This window comes from Candidatus Zymogenus saltonus (genome assembly GCA_016929395.1).
Taxonomy (GTDB): domain Bacteria; phylum Desulfobacterota; class Zymogenia; order Zymogenales; family Zymogenaceae; genus Zymogenus; species Zymogenus saltonus.
The window spans coordinates 1-17,769 of the sequence record JAFGIX010000032.1; the positions used below are offsets into that span (position 1 = coordinate 1).

Here is a 17,769-nt window from a genome sequence, read left to right on the forward strand (position 1 = left end):
AAAAGACCGGGATAAGATTGACGATTTGATTAAAAGGGTGAGAGACATAATAGAGAGAGGATTAGAAAAAAACTTATCTCTCGGGCAGTCCTGATCTATCATAACATGGGAAAGCGAGAGGTCTCATATTGAAAAAAGATCATTTATTAAGATAGAAAAGGAGGTGTTTAGATGGAAATAATTAATACATTTTTGATTGCAGCGATAATCATCTTCTGCTACATGACGGGGCTCTTCGTTATTGCCCTGATTCGCAAAGATAACAGCATTGCCGATATCGCTTGGGGACTTGGATTCGTCATCGTCGCATGGGCAACGTTGTTGATTGTTGGCAGTTTGTATCCGCGGCAGATTCTGGCCTGTAGCCTCATTTTGATCTGGGGTAGTCGGCTCTCGATAAGGATTTTTCTTAGAAATCGTGGGAGGCCGGAAGACCCCCGTTATCGAAAATGGAGGGAAGAGTGGGGCCGCTTCTTCATCTTGAGAAGCTACCTTCAGGTCTTCATTTTTCAGGGGATGATCCTCCTTGTTAACATCAGCCCGGTTCTAATCATCAACACCACAAGCGATAGTAATCTGGTTTTCCTCGACGTCCTGGGGCTTTTGGTGTGGTTGACCGGATTTTTCTTCGAATCGATGGGCGATTATCAGCTTGACACCTTCTTAAAAGATCCCAAGAACCGGGGAACTATCATGGACAGGGGACTATGGCACTATACCAGACACCCTAACTACTTCGGGGAGATCACGATGTGGTGGGGGATATTTATCATCGCACTCTCTGTCCCCTATGGGTGGATCGGATTTATCGGCCCACTTACCATCACGCTTATGATCGTTTTGGTCTCGGGGATCCCCATGACTGAGCGACTGATGGCAAAGACCCCCGGCTTCGAAGAATACAGACGAAGGACGAGCGTATTGATTCCGTGGTTTCCTAATAAAATGTAAAGAAGTTCGTGAGGTAGGGTAGTATGGAATGTGAATTACTCTAGGTTACAATGGTATAGTACCGGTTTTTTTCTTGCAATAGCTTAGAATACATGTTATAAGTATAAAGAAGGATAGTGGAATTGAGGTGACACTATGAGCATTATATTTTACCTTAAACTCTACGCGTTAACGGTACCAGTATTTTTTGCAATTGATATGTTGTGGCTCGGTGTTGTAGCCAAGGGTTTTTACCGTAGAAAGCTGGGTTTTATTTTAAGTCCCAACATCAACTGGACGGCGGCCATTACATTTTACTTAGTATTTATAGCGGGCATTCTCATCTTTGCCGTTCGACCGGCAGTAAACAGCAATTCGTGGGTGCAGGCTGTAGTTTTTGGCGCGCTATTTGGATTTTTTACTTATGCAACCTATGATTTAACGAATCTGGCCACAATCAAAAATTGGCCATTGATTATTGTGGTAGTTGATATACTCTGGGGTATGTGTCTTTGCACACTTACCGCACTCTTGAGTTTCACTATTTCAAGATGGCTTGTCTAATCACAGAAGATAGTAAGACTCCTTCAGAATGAGAGTTCCTGTTAGCTTCCCATGAGTTCTTATTGCTCTAATTCTCCACTAAATTTTACAGTATAAATCATCTCCGAGTTTCTAATTACAGTTATTGGAATATTCTATTAAAGCTATATCCTTAAGGAAAAACCAAAATGTAGAGTTAAGCGTAACTCTTTTGCTCCGGATGGTCATTTGCATGATAAGGAGTGGATAGTGTAAATTCTTTAAAGGAACGTCAAAAGACGTAAGGGATTACAGACCATCTTATAGGAGGTCAAACCGTCAACACAAATCATGACTGATGCATATGAATCAGCAGAGGATAAGAAAGCTCAACAATAAATCGCAACGAGTCGGGAGCATACTCTACTGGATGTCGAGAGATATGCGGACTGAAGACAACTGGGCCATCCTCTTTGCCCAGAAGCTCGCTCAGATAAGCAAAGAACCACTGATGGTGCTTTTTTGTCTCGCCTCAAACTTTCTCGGTGCCAAGAAAAGACAGTATTCCTTCATGATCGAGGGGCTCAAAAAGGTAGAAAAAAGGCTTCACAAAAAAAACATTCCCTTCTTTGTTAAGGTAGGTGAACCCAAAACCATAATCTACGATTTCGTTCGGCAGCATAAAATCGGCGCCGTTATCTGCGATTTCGATCCGCTCCGAATAAAGAGGAAGTGGAAAGATGAAGTGGCATCTTCGATCGATGTCCCGAACTTTGAGGTCGATGCCCATAATATAGTCCCCTGCTTTGTGGCATCCCCTAAAAAGGAGTACGGCGCCTATACGATTCGTCCTAAGATAAGCAGGCTTCTGGGAGAATTCTTGGACTCGCCGGAGAGACTACAACCACAGAGAGATTTTAATCTCCATAATGTTGCAAATGACTGGCAAGAGATCGAAAAAATCCTCGGGATAAAGGACGCCGATCACAATTTCGGCTTCTTCGTTCCGGGAGAGGATGAAGCCGGAAATGTTCTCAAAGAATTTATAGAACAGAAGCTCGATCGGTATGCCGAGGCGAGAAACGACCCCACCCGAGATGCTGCTTCAAACCTTTCGCCCTATCTCCACTTAGGACATATTTCTCCCCTCAGGGTGGTCTTAAAGGTTATGGAGAGCCCGATAGCAAAAACCGCCAAAGAGGCTTTTTTAGAGGAGCTGATCGTCCGGAGAGAGCTTTCTGATAATTACTGTTTTTACGAAAAAAACTACGATTCTTTTGAGGGGTTCCCCGACTGGGCAAAAAGGACCCTCAACGATCACAGAAATGACCCCCGGCCGTATCTCTACACCGTCCGTCAGTTTGAGAGTGCCGAGACCCACGACAAGCTCTGGAACGCCGCCCAGATGGAGATGGTAAAATGTGGTAAGATGGCCGGATATTTGAGGATGTACTGGGCGAAAAAGATCCTCGAATGGACAAGGCATCCCGAGGAGGCCCAGGAGTTTGCCATCTATCTAAACGACGCCTATGAACTGGACGGCAGAGACCCTAACGGATACACCGGCATCGCGTGGTCTATTGGTGGTGTACATGACCGGGCATGGGGCGAGCGGCCTATTTTCGGAAAGGTAAGGTACATGAGCGAGCGGGGAGCTCGGTCGAAATTCGACGTTGAGGAATACATTAGAAAAATCAATGCCCTATGAGTTAAGGATAAAAATGGAAATATTGAGCAGGGCGGCGAAACTGACCCACGCTATGTAGGGAATCAATAAGTATCCTGCCAATCTTGAAATCGGGAAAAACCTAATAATAGTCACCAGTATGGCAATCCACAATAAGATTATTTCAATAAATGCGGCCAGGGGCGCTTTGAGACCAAAGAATATCAACGTCCACAGGACGTTTAGGACAAGTTGAACGGCGAAAACCCACACCGCCAACTTTACCTCCCGCTTTTTAAACCCTTCTCGTATTACTAAAAAAAGCGAGATCCCCATAAGAAAAAAGAGAGCGATCCAGACCGGTGAAAATATCCAGTCGGGAGGGTTAAACGATGGTTTTGTGAGCGAAGCATACCACGTGGGGACGCTGGGAGCGGTAAAGAGCGAACCGATAATTCCACAGCCCTCGCACAAGATTACGGCGCCCAATAGCCTAACAATATCTTTACTTTTCATACATTGACCTAAAAGAAAGTTTTTACCTTGTATTGAATAAAAAGATTTTCTTCGACGTATTGTATATTTTATATCCATTTGAGTAAATAAGCAAAGGTAATCCCGAATTAATTGCCGATGGCATAGTCGTCTGCATGTTGGGTAAATTCACCATTACAATCTGTAATGTACCAATCATGTTAAATAAAAAGATTATCGGTTTATATGATAAAATTATGTGTTCCAGAAATGTAACTCAGATTTTCACTATTTACCCAATGACTTTGTTCTCGAAAATAAACAATGCTCTTTCATTTATAATAATTATATTCCATGTTATTTATTGTGTGTGACCACACAGTGACCAAAACACTTCAAAACAAACCGAAATAGATCGAAATAAACCGAAACAGATCAAAACGTTTTTCTCAATAAAAATAGAGGGTTAGCCTATTTTCAACGTTATTTCAATAACTTAGGCTAACCCCCTGTACATGACTGGCAGTCATAAGGTCGTTTTTTTGGTGTCATTTTTGTGTCACTTTTTTTGAAAAAAATGGGTATTTTTTGGTATTTTTAGGTATATTTTAGGATAGTCAAAATTTACTTAACTATTTGATATTATTGAAAAAACCTAATAATTACCCAGCTCTACCATACCTAATACAACGGACTACGAATCCGTAGGCCGCAGGTTCGAATCCTGCCGGGCGCGCCATATATTGTCAATATTTCAAGGAGTTGGGAGAAGTTTCAGCTCCTTTTTTTTGGGGAGAAGCAAGTATTGCAAAGACAGATCAAAAAAGCGGACTTTGAGCTTCAGCTTTTTTTGTAGAATCAAATCGATCGGGTCCCATGCTGTTACGCAATTACCCTATGCCGGTTTTTCAAATATGGGGTAAATCTTCAGGCTGTAAATAGACAAAAAAGTCTAATTTCTTCGCTATAGTGGTTTAGCATAATTAAAATTGAGATAATGTAATATTTGAAGACTATGGTTACACATATGAAAAAAGAAAAGGAAAAGAGGTATTGAAATTTGTCATATTCTAAAATACAATACAAAATATAGCGGATTTTGATATTGCGGTGAAAAAAATGGGTGAAAAAACTGTTTCGAATGTGGTTATTCGTATTCTTTTGGATGCGACCGAAGACATTCTGGGAGTCAACGGCGTAAAGGCTTTGTTGAATTACGCGAATATGGCTTCGCTGATTGAGAACAAGCCGGATTACTCTATGGAGAAAAACTTTACAGATGATGAATATGCCGTATTGTCATCAAATTACTATAAGGTACTTGGTACTTCCGGGGCGAAGGCGGTGTTCAGGATAGTCGGGACGTCAATTGTAAAACAGGTACAGGGAACCGGCATGCTGGAATCCTTCAACGATCTTGAAAAAGAGGAAAAGCTTTTTAAGGCCATAGAGTTGTATTGTTTGGCGTCGGGTAGGGGAAAGGTAAAAAAGGAGGGGGAAAAGATTATCTTCGACAATCCCGATTGTACGGCCTGCAAAAATATTAAAGACGATGCCCCGTTTTGCACCGTTTACAACGGAATGCTCGATGCATTTATCAAATGGGCGGGAGTGGAGGGTCTAAAGTCGGTGGAGATCAAATGCATGGCCATGGGTGATGACACCTGCTGCTGGGAGATCGTGCCCGTGGATTGAATCGCCTGCGCCCGATATTTGTTATCGATGCGGCCCTAGAATTGCCGGACGTAGATTTTCATGCCCTACAAAAACCGGACGATCAGTAAACCCCTGTATATTGTCTGCAAAAAAACGACTCGCAGCTTTCTACTTCCCCCAGAACCTGATGGTTTTATCGCCGGAAGACGAGATCAGAAAGGCGCCGTCTCCGCCGAAGACGAGGGAGTAGACATTCGAGGTGCCAGCATGCCTCAGGTCTTTGATAAGCGCGGCATTGGATGATCCCATATCCGTCGAGATTATTCTGACGTGTCCGTCGTAAGACGAGACCGCGACGGCGTCCCCGCTCGGAGAGAAGCGCACGTTGTGGAGGTTATTTTGAAAATCCTTGTAGGTGCTTATATGGGATGGGTTTTCTGCGTCGATCAAGATAAGATATTGTCCGCCGACGGCGACCTTACGTCCGTCTAGGGAGATGTCGACCGGTCTGGAAAAGGTCGGCGCAGGAATAGACCAGACCGCCCCGCCTTTGTGCAGGTCTATCAGCTCGACAAGATCGGACGGGTAGAACGTGACCGCCATGTATCGATTGTCGCGGCTCAGGGCAAAGCCGTTCACACGGTTCTTGAATTTGATCGTCTCTATCCTCTTAAGGGAGTTGGGATCGACCCGTTTGAAGAGCGTGAGAACCGACGTCTGGGTGCTTATGTCTGACAAAACGCAAATGAGAATACGCCCGTCCGGAGACCAGCGCATATGCCACACGGGAGAGCCGTCCAGATGGGTGACCAGGTCTCCCGTAAGTCCGCTGAAGAGGTTGAGCCCGACTTCGTTTCCGACGAGGAAGGTCGGCCCGCCGCCTGTTTCGGGCCATAGGACGACCTCTCCCCTGTCAAAACTGCCGTACTCGAATCCCGGGACTTTAAAGTTGCCGATAAGCTTTTTCGTGTTTGCAAGATAAACCCGGACCGTGGCTTCCATTTCGCTCATCGCGAGGAGGTACCGCCCGTCTCCGGTGAGGTCGGCTGTTGAGAGATGGCTCTGTCCCACATTGATTTTCGCCGTTTCCCTCCATCCCTTGTAGCGCTGTGGATCGGCCGATGGCAATGGCTCCGAGAGAAAATCGGCGTCTGTGTCAAGAATGATGGGTCGATCAATCTTTGATATAGCGGGCTTCGTCTCCAACGGCTCCTTTTTCTGATAAGAGGAGTCATCCACCATCTGTTTTGCTATTTTCAATTCGATGGTTTTGTTAAATTCGCTTGCTTTCTTGCCGCTCTCCCCAAAGATGGAAATTGGCAAAAAGAGAAGCACGGCCGAAATCGCAATTATTTTTTTCATGGCTTTCCTCCCAGGGTTTGTAAATTAGCACAGTGATTTTTTTTGTCAAGTTTTCTTTTATAAAGCTTTTATGATTCAAAAATCAAAAACCTCCAATAAACGAGTTTTGTCTTTCTCGAAACCATTTACCTCCGTTTTTCTATTATGAAATGAGAGTCTGTCTGATACCAAGTTTCTATTGTGATAAACAGCATTTAATGTTAATCTAAAATCAAGTGAATTGATGTGCAAATCAGACACATAAACTGTTACGTGTAATATTAGTCAATTATATATGGAGTAGTAAAATGGGAGATTGTGAATTATTAAAGGATTGCATGTTTTTTAATAATAGATTGAAGAATATGCCCGTTTTTTCAGAAAAGCTAAAGGAAGAGTTTTGCAAAGGCGACTATTCGAGATGTGCGAGGTATCTTGTCGCTAATGCTCGTGGGAGGGATAAGGTTCCGGATAATTTGTTCCCGAATCAATCCGAGAGGGTCGACGATTTGATAAAATGATAAAGCAACATAGTTAAGCCGAATTGATGGAAATACTTCTCAAGCGAATAGTCTCAATGGAAACAGCACGTGTTCATTCAGCAATAATTCAAGTTTAAGTCAAATAGCTTACGTTAAACAGCTTGGTGATTTCAGGCCGACCTTGGGTAATTGCCTATTTTTTAATAAAATTAACCTGTTGCTTTAAGAGGAATGAACGACATTTCTACGCTCGGCACCTTTGATTTTTTACCACGGGCTCCAGCCCCGTTGATCGGTGTTCGGCTATCTAAGGAGATAGGGTATCTCGATCCAGATCGCCTCCTCGGGGCACTCAACCTCGCAGGCGAGGCAGAACCAGCACGACCTGTGCTTCCCGAAGGGCTCGCCGCAGGAGTAGCAACGCTTTGCCTCCCTTAACGCCTCATCTTTGGACATCGTGGACTCGATCTCTGAAAAATCGCCCGAACCATTGTACTTCCTCTTTTTGGTCACCACGCGGGGGGAGTCGCTCTCCCTGCTAATGTCGATGTCGAACTCGGTTATAATAGGGCCGGCGTAGGAGCGTCCGTATCTCATGTGTCTCCCTTTGAGGTACCTGTCGGCGGATTCGGCCGCCACAAGGCCGTTTGCCATCGCTTCTACAACCGAGGAGGGGCCGGTAACGATGTCGCCGGCGACAAAGATGTTTTCGGAGCCGGCCTGCAAGGTCAAGTGGTCGATTTCCGCTACCTTCTTCATATTGAGGCCGGCTGAGATGAGGGCCGAGGCGTCCGGCCTCTGGCCGATGGCGATTATGACCGTGTCGGCGTCGAGGCCCAGCGTCTCGCACGAGTCGAATACCGGCTTGAAGATACCGTCGGCGCAGTTCACCTCGATACACCGCCGGAACTCAACGCTGTTGATTTGGCCCTTTTCAGTATGGAGCATAAGGTTTCCCCAGGAGGGGTGGAATTTGACACCCTCGGCCCGGGCGTCCTCCACAGCCCAGGGGAAGGCGGGCATTTCGGCCTCCGGTTCGAGGCACACTATATTAACACCCCCGGCGCCGAGGCGTAAGGCCGTCTGTGCGGCATCCACCGCCACGTTGCCGCCGCCGACAACCACGACCTTTTCCCCCACCTTCGGAGGCCTGTCGGACCTCACAGCCTTGAGGAAGGGGAGGCCGTAGTGGATACTCCCGGCGTTCTCCATCCCCTCCATAGTCACGCTTTCTGTGCACCCCGCCGCGATGATAATCACGTCGTGCGATTTCTTGACCTTGTCGAAGGGGATGTCTTTACCGACCGCCTTGTCGCAAACTATCTTAACGCCCATGCGATTAAGGACCGATAAATCCCTCTCAAGTATATCAAGGGGGAGGCGAAACTCCGGGATCGCCCACCTGAGCATCCCGCCGGGGGCAGACTCCGCCTCGAAGATGTCTACCCTGTGCCCCCTCCTCCTCAGGTCGTACGCGGCGGCGAGACCCGCCGGGCCGGAGCCGACGACGGCAACCTTCTTTCCGGTCTCCGCCTCCATCGGGGGGGTGTAGTCCGCCTCCTCCTCAAACTCACTGACGTAGCGCTTCAGCTCCCTGATTGCCACCGCCTCGCCCTCTGTCTCCCTTCGGTGGCAGGCTTCCTCGCAGGGCCTGGAGCAGATACGGCCGAGGATTCCGGGGAAGGGGAGCGTCTCCCTGATCAGGTCGAGAGCCCTTTTTTCCTCCCCCCTGGCCACTAACTGAACGTACCCCTGGCAGTTGACCCCCAGGGGGCAGGCGCCCCGGCAGGGGGAGAGCTTCATCCTAAGGTTGTCCAGGATGCAGGTCTCGACGCAGACCCCGCAGAAGGTACACTTGTCCTTGTCGACCACGATGTTGTCGGAGAGGCCCTCCATGAGATTTACTCTCATTCTTTTATCCCCCTCTCCATTTTAATGATTGGCGCGTGCTTGACCCTTATGTCCTCTATCGTGTCACCCTTTATCAGGACGATGTGCTTCAGCCACTCCTTATCGTCCGTTTCCGGGTAGTCGACTCTATAGTGCCAGGGGATCCAGCGGCTCTCCCTGCGCTCGAGGGAAGAAACGGCGCTCATCTTTGCGCACTGGATGATGTTTTCTACCTCGAAGAGCTTGAAGAGGTCGTGGACGTTTTCCACCCGAACCACCTCTCTCAATTCTCTTCTGAAGCGGTCCATCCACCAGACGGCGCGGTTGAGCTTGTACTCGTTTTTCGGCGGTACGAGGTAATCGCCGATGATTCGCCTGACCTTGTACTCGAACTCCTCGACCGATACCGGTCTGCCCTTCTGGGACGTTCTCTCCTCTATCTCCGAAAGAAAATCGCTGACCTGATCGAGGTTCGGGTTGACATCCCCGTCTTTTTCGGCGAGCTCCGTGGCGGACTCGGCCGCAATCTCGCCGAAGACGAAGGCACCGGAGAGGTGCCCCCTTGCCACCAGCGAGGTGTCACCCGCGGCGTAGAGGCCGGGGACTGTGGTCTCGGCCCTTTCGTTTACCCGGACGCCGGTGAGACCGTGCCCCCCGCAGAGAAAACACTCGGTGGGCCATAGCTCTATCTCCTTCTTCCTGAAATCGATTTCCCTCCCATCGTAGAACCGCTGGCAGGCGGGCCTCTCGGTGGTAAATAGTATCTCCTCGATCTCCCTGATTCTGTCCTCCGGCAGGTGGCTCATCTCGATGCGAAGAGGGCCCCGGTTCATCAGGAGGTGCTCCCTGTACATGGTGCGGATCGACGGGTGCTCCCTGTCCTGGGGCTGGTTCAGGGCGTTGAAGAGCCTCGCCCCCCTTGTGAGCGTAATATAAAGGAGGGGCGCGTTGATGTCCTTTACGATGTAGTAGACCAGGGTGTACTCGAACCCGCTCAGCTCGGCGCCGGCCCGGTACGCCAGTATGTAGCCGTCGCCGGTGTTTCCCGGAAAGTCGTAGACACCGTAGAGGTGGCCGTTGTCTGGAAGGCCGAACCTCGCCGTTCCGCCGGAACTTATGATCGTTGTCTTCGCCCTGCAGACGATTATCTCTCCTGTCCTGACGTTCATCCCTATCGCCCCGGAGACGCGGTCGCCCTCCTTCAGAAGCCTGACCGCCATCGTTCGGTTTACGACCTCGGCCCCCGACTCCTTTACCTTTTGTGCCAAGATCGTCTTCAGGTCGGGCTCCATCATCGTCAGGCAGAATTTCCCCTTCGGGTGCACCTGGAGGATCTCGTAGTTTCCGTCTTTGTCCTTCGGGAAGTAGACGCCCCACTCTTCGAGGCGCTTTAAGAGTTCCCAGCTACGCTCGGCCAGTTTATGATTCACCGGCTCGTCCATGATCCCCTCGCAGGCCATCCGGTTTGACTCTACGTAGAGGTCAGGGTCGGAGACCCCGGGGACCGCAACGATGTTCAGGGCGTCCATCCCCCGGGCGATGCAGCCGGAGTACTTGATATCCCCCTTCTCGAAGATGACCACCTTCTGACTCGGGTTTACTCCCTTTGCCCTCACCGCGGCCATGGCGCCGGCGCTCCCGCCGCCGATGATAAGTATGTCCGCGTCCAGTATCGGGAAATCTCTGTTCATTGAGTCGGCTCCGCTCCCTTTCTATCGCCTTTAAAAATCAGAAACTATCTTATTTTTAAGTTGAAAAAAATATTTTGGCCTCCCACTATATATCCGCTGAAAATTGAAGTCAACAATTTAACTTATGAAAGGTCTGTTTAGAAGATTCGAGAGATGAACGAAGAATTAAATAAGGGGATCGATTTGTAAAGCCCAAGCTTCAATTGGACTCAAAGGGTTTTAGCAGGGAGGCACAAAAAAAGAGCGCCGGATATTTTACTGATAGTTTTGGATTAACCTGGAAATATCTTTGCAAAAAAGTCCTTGCAATTTTTCAGATAATATTTAAAATATTCTAAATTTTATTAAAAGAGCTTTAATTTGCTGAAATAACATGATTTTTTTGGAGGTTTGTTTTGGAGAGGCCGCAAGGTTCACGCTATTTTGGCATATAATTTGCTAAATATAATGTATGTGAAATAATAGTAAATTGGAATGTTGAATTATTAAAGATTTGTTTCATGAAGTAAATAATAATAAATAGTAGACTTTATAATAGGAGTATAAAATGAAGGAAATTAAGACTCACCTTACGTATCTATTAGATTTGGTCGGTTTAAATGAAGACGACTATTCGGTACTCAAAAAGCATTCCGATAAGACCAAGATGTGGGGCGATGAGTTTGCGAAGAAGTTTATTACCGCCATTTCTACCTATGAGCCCACAAAGGAGATCTTTTTCAGGGAAGGAATACGCCTGCCGGAAATCGGCGTGGATGTCGTAAAAAAGTGGTACATCGATGTGGCGAGCGGCAATGTGGACAGGGATTTCTGGAGGCGCCAGTACTTGATAGGTCTAGTGCACCTCAAGCACGGGGTAGAAAACTCATTCAGATTGGGGATGATGAGCGTCGTTCAGCAGCTCTTTCTTATGGAGTGCCTAAAGGAGCTCGACAAGGACGAGGCGATAAGGCTGTATCTCTCATTCAAGAAGGTGACAGACGTCATCTCCGGCATAACCGCCGAGGGCTATTTCCCCAATCTCGTTGTCGCCATTCAGCGGACGACCGGAATAAAGAAGCAGGTGATGGACAGGATGGTGAACCTGGAGATCGATACGCTGATCTCCGAGGCGAGGAGCCTTTCTTAAGGTGATTTTATTCTCTAAGGCAAGTCTATTTGCAAGTTGTGTGTAAATAAACACCTTACTTACAATACAAAACAAGGGGCTTGAGCAGGACAAGGGGCTTAAGCCCCTTGTCTAAGTAGATAAAAATGCGGACACATCAAAGAGATCGGCTTCTGTAAAAAATGAGCCACCAGCCTTCATGTCGGGACGTTGGGGAGCCGAGTACTTGTTACCGTGCCGACGATGACCTTCGCCCCTAAAACAGGGGTGGTTACATTACAGAAGTTACTTCCAACGACAAATCAATTGCCAATCCACAGTTCCCGTCCCGGCCCAAAGAGACAACTTATGCCCCCGCCCCCTTCTCCTTCTTGTCCAGTATCTCCCTGATCTCCCTGTACTTTTCCTTTGTGATCGGATAGAAGAGGCTGACTATTATCGACGACAGCAGCAGCATTGCCGGGATCGGCCCGATCAGGAGCTTTATCGCTATGATCGCCTTTTTGGTCTGCAGCATGTTCGCCACGTAGCCGAAATAGTCTAAGAATATCCCTATAACGAAGAGAGCTATTGCCGAGGCGAACTTCTGAAGGAATAGGGTAAATCCCGTGAACATCCCCTCCCGGCGGGCCCCGGTGTTAAGCTCGTCAAAATCGACGCAGTCTATGATCATCGCCCACGGGATGAGGTGGGCCGTCGATACGCCGATTCCGGCGAGGAAGCTCAAAACAACAAGGGCCAGAAAGGGCGTTCCCGGGGGAAGGATGAAGAGGAGGAACATGACCGCGGCCCAAAAGGCCATGCCGCAGATGTAGGTCATCCTCTTTCCGATCTTCTTTGAGACGAAGACCCAGAAGGGGAGAAAGAGCATGGCCGTGATAAACATCGTTCCAAACAGTATCTGAAGCACCGATTCCGTATACCCGATGCAGTATATGACGTAATAAATAAAGACCGCGCCGATGATGTCGACGGTCATCCAGCTCAGAAGGAAGATAGTCATGGCGACGCGAAAGGGCTTGTTTTTCAGGGTCTCCTTAACGGAGGTGATAAAGGGTAGTGATTTCTGTTCCTGAAACTCCGGCCTCTCCTTGGTTCCGAAAAACGATATAAGAACGGGGAATATCGCGAATATCCCGATGAAGATGCCCATCATCCCGAATCCCGTCTCTTTATTTGGATAGAGGTCCAGGATCATGAAGGGCACTACCGCCGCCAGCAGCCCGAAGACTATGGAGAAGAACATCCTGGCGCTGATGAGGGATGTGCGGTCGTCGTAATCGAGGGTAAGCTCCGGCGCCAGGGAGGCGTACGGAATTCCCGCTATGGTGAAGAAGGTCCAGAAGACGAGGTTCAGAAGCGCGTAGGTGATGAAGAGGAAGGTCTGGTTATCGATGGGGATCATCGGGTACGTCTGCCAGATGAGGGCGAAAAAAAAGGCGCAGGGGAATATCCCAAAGAGCATGTAGGGGCGTCTTCGGCCCCAGCGGCTCTTCGTCCTGTCCGACAAGTAGCCGACCATGGGGTCGGTTACCGCGTCCCATCCCTTCAGGATGAGGAGGACCGCCCCCGCCAGGGACGGCTTAAGCCCAACCACGTCGGTAAGGAAAAACATGTATAGAAACGCGACGACGGTAAACAGTGTGCTGAAGGTGGAATCGCCGACGCCGAAAAGGATCTTCCTGTAAAAGGGCATCCTTTCGTATTTTTTTTCTTCGACCTTTGTTTTCATATTAATATTTCAATTTGGTTGGTAGATTGTGCAATAGTACTTAATTTGGTTTTGTTTGTAAAGGTTTAACTTTCCCTATTTTCATTTTTCTGGTATAATCTCGGCTATGGTTGAAAAGGTGCGCAAGAATAAGGATAAGGGGCCTCAAATGCTCCTCGACAGGTCAAGACGGGGCGGCACCATAGACGGGGCCGATCTGGAGCGGCTTACCGTCGACGAGAGGCTCTGGTTGATTCAGCGGATGCCTGCGAGAAAGAAGGCGAACCTGATAATATCGTCTCCCGATCCGATGAACCTTCTGAAAAAGCTTTCCCCCCAGGAGGTATACCTGATTGTGAGGGAGTCGTGGGGGGACGATGCCTCAATAATCCTCGAGATGACGGCTCCGGAGAAGATAGTCCAGCTCATGGACATCGATATCTGGACAAAGGATCGGGTCAACTACAACAGGTTAATGGAGTGGCTGGAGCTGATCGCAATCGGCGGGGGGAGGGCGCTAACAAAGAGCCTTTTTTCCCTCGATCCTCCCCTTCTGGTACTCTTCTTCAAGGGGATTATCGAGGTGAAATCCAGAAATCTCGATCAGGACCCCCTGGAGATGGACGAGGGCGGTTATTACAGCTTCGATTCAATATACTATTTCAGGCCCGTAAATCCGGATCTCGATTTCGAGATGATCATTGACGTGCTGTCTAAATTTTTCGAAATAGAGCCGGAGTACTACAAGATAGTGGTGGAGGGGATAATGGGGGAGCTGCCGTCGCCGATGGAGGAGGAGGCATACCAGCTCCGCTCATCGAGGATGGCCACTTCAGGATTCCCGGAGTTTTACGAGGCGCGGGAGATATTCCTTTACAAGGATACAGAGTCTTTGAAGAAGGAGATAAAAAACGGGGTGGGCAAGGTGCTAGACAGCGATGAGGAGCATAGGGACGAGCTCCCGCCGGACTACTGGCTCATGCCAACGAACGGGGAGGGGGGGATACTGGAGGAGCTTTTGGCAGATATGGGAGGTTCCAGGGATGAAGGAAACGTCCTCTGGGAATTGTCGTATCTTGTCCATAAGCTCGTCGCGGCCGAAGGAAGCGACCTTGCGGACACCCAGCAGATCGTATCTTCGGTGGAAATGGCCAAGGACTATTTGAACCTCGGGCTTGAGATACTGACGAACGGAAACCGGGATGAGGGGAGGAGGATACTTAAGGATGTTTACCTCCAGTCTATCTTTCGCCTTGGATACAGCAGGGCGCTCGACGTCAAAAAGAGCTCCGACAAGATACTGAAGAGACTTCGGGAGTTGATCAATCCCGCCCTCTGGGGAAGCGAGGCGGGCGATCTCATAAAAGGACTTTCCGGCGATCGCCCGTTCTTCTACGAGGGGATAACGGAGGGTTACGACCAGTATCGGAACTTCAGATCGATACGGGATGTCGAGTTTATCGAGGGATTTCTCAAGGAGCTGGAATACAAAATAGAGATGGTGTCCGCCCTCGTTGACATCCCTGTGGAGATAGAGTCGTACCTGAAGAAGAACGCCCCGGTCAACAACTGGGGAATGGAAACGGTATTAATGACGGCCATTGTCAGAAGGTGTCTCAACGGCACGTGGGAGGTAATCCCCCTCTCACGAAAGGATATCGAGAAGTTTTGCAAGGTTTTGAAGGGAAAGGGGAGAAAGATCGAGGTGGCAAGGAATGAGATCGACGGGATAATTGGGGAGCTTTCGGTTAAAGGAACTGGGGAGGACGGCACGGATTTTTTGAAAAGATTCGTGTCGGAGGCTTTTCGGGGTCTCGAAAACGAGCTTTCGGCCATTAAAGACAAGAAGGATATAGACCTGAGGTTTATCGGATCTGTTAGCACCGTGGGGGTGTCGCCAGATGGGGGGGATTGGCGGGATTGACTGGTAACGTTGGACAATGCTGAAAGCAAAAAAAAGGGGTGTAGAGGCAGGGGCGGTAACGCCCCCTTAATTACGAGTCAACCTTCTTGAGTTTGATATTTTAGGTTAAATACGCCCCTTAAGGCGAAAAATAACCGCTCATATCTAACAACCGGCAAACCCAATGTAATACTGCTGACTGTTATTAATGTCGGCTGTTGTCAACGCCTTTGCTAACACCCTGTCCGGTGCCTTTGTTCAGCCCTTCGCTTTTTACCCTTTGCCCTTTAATATCAACCAACGCAAATCCGACACCCACTGCGGCCGGAATCGGCCGAATCCATCGATTAAATCAGGTCCTTCTATTCGGCTCCGGTTCTCGTCTTTATTATCTTGACGTTGGCCCAGGGCACCTCCACGAGGCCGTAATCCTCGGTCAGAAACATGACGGTCCCCGTGGGCTTCTCGAAGGGGCCTATTCCCTCCGTCCTGCTCTTGTACCACTTGACGTTGTTGAATACGGTCCCGTCATTCAGGTAAACGGAATAGCCCCCCCTCGTTATTGTGCCGACCCCGCTGCAGCCGATCAGGGCCGCGATCATAAAGATAACTATAACCGCTGAAAATCCCTTTTTCATGGCCTTTTTCATGGCTCTATCCTCATAAATTCCTGTTTAAAACAATCTAAAACTTTTTACTCTAAAAATATGTGACATATATCACACCTGAAAGTAGAAAGTGTTTGATTTATAGATTTTGCTTTCCAAGAAAATGTGTTATAAGATACTATATATATTGTATCATATTTATATCATATTGGCTCAATTTGTTTCAATACCGTTTCGATATCCGCTTTACCCGTTTGAAGATCGAGTTATAGGAAGATTATGCCGATTTACGAATACATCTGTAACAGCTGCAGCGAGGAGTTCGAGGAGCTCGTTCTCGGGAGCAAGGACGATGTGGTCTGCAAGAAATGCGCTTCGGGAGATGTAAGGAAGAAGATGTCCGGGTTTGCGGTGAAGGGGAGCGAAAAAACGGTGGCGTCGTCAGGGGGTAGCGCATGCAGCGGCTGCGTCTCGAAGAACTGCGGCAGCTGCAAGTGATCCGCAAGTCCATTTGGATATTTGTCAATCGGCCGAGGAAAAAGGGGGCAGAATTTATATAACGGGTCTGTGCCCCCCCACCATGTTAAGGGGGGCATAATATTATAATCTGTTAAGCTGCTTTTGGGTTTGTGTAGGCGGGAGTGTTTTGTGATTGTCCCTCGATACTGATTAGCGGGCAAGCACATAATTGTACAGTTTCTGCTTCAATCAGATCATTCATTGAAACCCCGGTTTTAAAGGCAATTTATTTTTCTGCGACCTCGATGGGTTTTTTTAAATAACTTTTTCATACCTTACCACCCCCTGCTATTTACATACTTCCTGTCTACTTTAGAATTTGACCAGAATCACGTCTGTCGAGGAATACTCTTTTAGTATTCCCCTTGTTGAGATAGGGAAGCCGACCGTGCAAGGCTATATTTGTTGCTCATAAGGGGCGACCGCAGTATAAATTCATTGACTGAGTGATAGTATAAGAGTATACTGTTGTTTCAGTTTTGAAAAAAATCTATATGGAGGTTTTAGATGGATAAAATATTTCCTTTGATAATTCTCATCGGCTTTGGTGTGGCCATCCTCTTTTCGATGATAAAGATTCTCAACGAATACGAGAGGGGGGTAATCTTCAGGCTGGGGCGCATAATCGACACGAAAGGCCCCGGGCTTATCATCCTTATACCGCTCATCGACAAGATGATCAAGGTCTCGCTGAGGACCGTCACCATGGACGTTCCGGCCCAGGACGTCATCACGAGGGACAACGTCTCGGTCAAGGTGAACGCCGTCATCTACTTCAGAGTAATGGACCCGAACAGGGCGATAATCGAGGTTGAGAACTACATGTACGCCACTTCCCAGCTTGCCCAGACCACGCTGAGGAGCGTTCTGGGCGAGGCGGAGCTGGACGAGATGTTGGCCGAGCGGGAGAGGATAAACAGGCAGCTCCAGGACATCCTCGACAAGCAGACTGATCCATGGGGGGTCAAGGTATCCCACGTGGAGGTGAAGCACATCGACCTCCCGCAGGATATGCAGAGGGCGATCGCGAGGCAGGCGGAGGCGGAGCGTATCAGGAGAGCCAAGGTAATCAACGCCGAGGGAGAGCTCCAGGCGTCCACGAAGCTGGCCGAGGCGGCCGACGTTATGGGTAAACACCCCATATCGGTGCAGCTGAGGTTTTTGCAGACGCTCTCCGAGATCGCCACGGAGCACAACTCGACCACGATATTCCCGGTGCCGATTGACCTCTTCGAGCCGTTCATAAAGGGGTACAAAAAGGGATAGGG

The 17,769-nt window shown here is 48.5% G+C and carries 14 protein-coding genes; 8 read left to right on the forward strand and 6 right to left on the reverse strand.

What is annotated here, in order from left to right:
- Nucleotides 1-171: 171 nt before the first annotated feature.
- From JW984_06620 to JW984_06630, 3 genes are all read left to right on the forward strand, one after another.
- Nucleotides 172-951, forward strand: a complete 780-nt coding sequence (locus JW984_06620) for a DUF1295 domain-containing protein (GenBank protein MBN1572856.1) — start codon at nucleotides 172-174, stop codon at nucleotides 949-951.
- A gap of 135 nt (nucleotides 952-1,086) precedes the next feature.
- Entirely contained in the window at nucleotides 1,087-1,494 is a 408-nt protein-coding gene (locus tag JW984_06625; GenBank protein MBN1572857.1) for a DUF2177 family protein, read from the forward strand.
- Between the two features lie 322 nt (nucleotides 1,495-1,816).
- Nucleotides 1,817-3,160: a deoxyribodipyrimidine photo-lyase gene (locus JW984_06630; protein MBN1572858.1), complete on the forward strand. Its 1,344-nt coding sequence runs from the start codon at nucleotides 1,817-1,819 to the stop codon at nucleotides 3,158-3,160.
- On the opposite strand, the gene JW984_06635 is transcribed toward JW984_06630, so the two are convergent.
- Nucleotides 3,155-3,634 carry a tryptophan-rich sensory protein gene (locus tag JW984_06635; GenBank protein ID MBN1572859.1) on the reverse strand — a complete coding sequence of 160 codons (480 nt, stop codon included), beginning with the start codon at nucleotides 3,632-3,634 and terminating at the stop codon, nucleotides 3,155-3,157. The two genes, JW984_06630 and JW984_06635, sit on opposite strands and share 6 nt — an antisense overlap.
- Nucleotides 3,635-4,711: 1,077 nt before the next feature.
- On the opposite strand from JW984_06635, the gene JW984_06640 reads away from it, so the two are divergent.
- The gene (locus tag JW984_06640) at nucleotides 4,712-5,287 is read left to right on the forward strand and encodes a hypothetical protein (protein ID MBN1572860.1); all 576 of its coding nucleotides are present in this window, start codon (nucleotides 4,712-4,714) and stop codon (nucleotides 5,285-5,287) included.
- A gap of 129 nt (nucleotides 5,288-5,416) precedes the next feature.
- Here the strand turns inward: JW984_06640 and JW984_06645 are convergent, their stop codons facing one another.
- The 3 genes from JW984_06645 to JW984_06655 form a co-directional block, all read right to left on the reverse strand.
- Nucleotides 5,417-6,610, reverse strand: coding sequence for a hypothetical protein (locus tag JW984_06645; GenBank protein MBN1572861.1), 1,194 nt, complete (start codon nucleotides 6,608-6,610; stop codon nucleotides 5,417-5,419).
- 764 nt (nucleotides 6,611-7,374) lie between these two features.
- Nucleotides 7,375-8,982 carry an FAD-dependent oxidoreductase gene (locus JW984_06650; GenBank protein ID MBN1572862.1) on the reverse strand — a complete coding sequence of 536 codons (1,608 nt, stop codon included), beginning with the start codon at nucleotides 8,980-8,982 and terminating at the stop codon, nucleotides 7,375-7,377.
- Entirely contained in the window at nucleotides 8,979-10,652 is a 1,674-nt protein-coding gene (locus tag JW984_06655) for an FAD-binding protein (protein MBN1572863.1), read from the reverse strand. The genes JW984_06650 and JW984_06655 overlap by 4 nt, the downstream gene beginning before the upstream one ends.
- Nucleotides 10,653-11,199: 547 nt before the next feature.
- Between JW984_06655 and JW984_06660 the strand changes: the two genes are divergently transcribed.
- Nucleotides 11,200-11,781, forward strand: a complete 582-nt coding sequence (locus JW984_06660) for a hypothetical protein (protein ID MBN1572864.1) — start codon at nucleotides 11,200-11,202, stop codon at nucleotides 11,779-11,781.
- Nucleotides 11,782-12,106: 325 nt separating this feature from the next.
- On the opposite strand, the gene JW984_06665 is transcribed toward JW984_06660, so the two are convergent.
- Nucleotides 12,107-13,492 carry an MFS transporter gene (locus JW984_06665; protein MBN1572865.1) on the reverse strand — a complete coding sequence of 462 codons (1,386 nt, stop codon included), beginning with the start codon at nucleotides 13,490-13,492 and terminating at the stop codon, nucleotides 12,107-12,109.
- A 118-nt stretch (nucleotides 13,493-13,610) separates the two neighbouring features.
- Between JW984_06665 and JW984_06670 the strand changes: the two genes are divergently transcribed.
- Nucleotides 13,611-15,395 (forward strand): hypothetical protein, encoded by a 1,785-nt coding sequence (locus JW984_06670; protein ID MBN1572866.1) that lies wholly within the window; start codon nucleotides 13,611-13,613, stop codon nucleotides 15,393-15,395.
- A 341-nt stretch (nucleotides 15,396-15,736) separates the two neighbouring features.
- Here the strand turns inward: JW984_06670 and JW984_06675 are convergent, their stop codons facing one another.
- Nucleotides 15,737-16,024, reverse strand: a complete 288-nt coding sequence (locus JW984_06675) for a hypothetical protein (protein ID MBN1572867.1) — start codon at nucleotides 16,022-16,024, stop codon at nucleotides 15,737-15,739.
- 237 nt (nucleotides 16,025-16,261) lie between these two features.
- Here JW984_06675 and JW984_06680 point away from each other — a divergent pair, with 237 nt between their 5' ends.
- Nucleotides 16,262-16,480 carry a zinc ribbon domain-containing protein gene (locus JW984_06680; protein ID MBN1572868.1) on the forward strand — a complete coding sequence of 73 codons (219 nt, stop codon included), beginning with the start codon at nucleotides 16,262-16,264 and terminating at the stop codon, nucleotides 16,478-16,480.
- A 528-nt stretch (nucleotides 16,481-17,008) separates the two neighbouring features.
- The gene (locus JW984_06685; GenBank protein MBN1572869.1) at nucleotides 17,009-17,767 is read left to right on the forward strand and encodes a slipin family protein; all 759 of its coding nucleotides are present in this window, start codon (nucleotides 17,009-17,011) and stop codon (nucleotides 17,765-17,767) included.
- Nucleotides 17,768-17,769 lie beyond the last annotated feature (2 nt).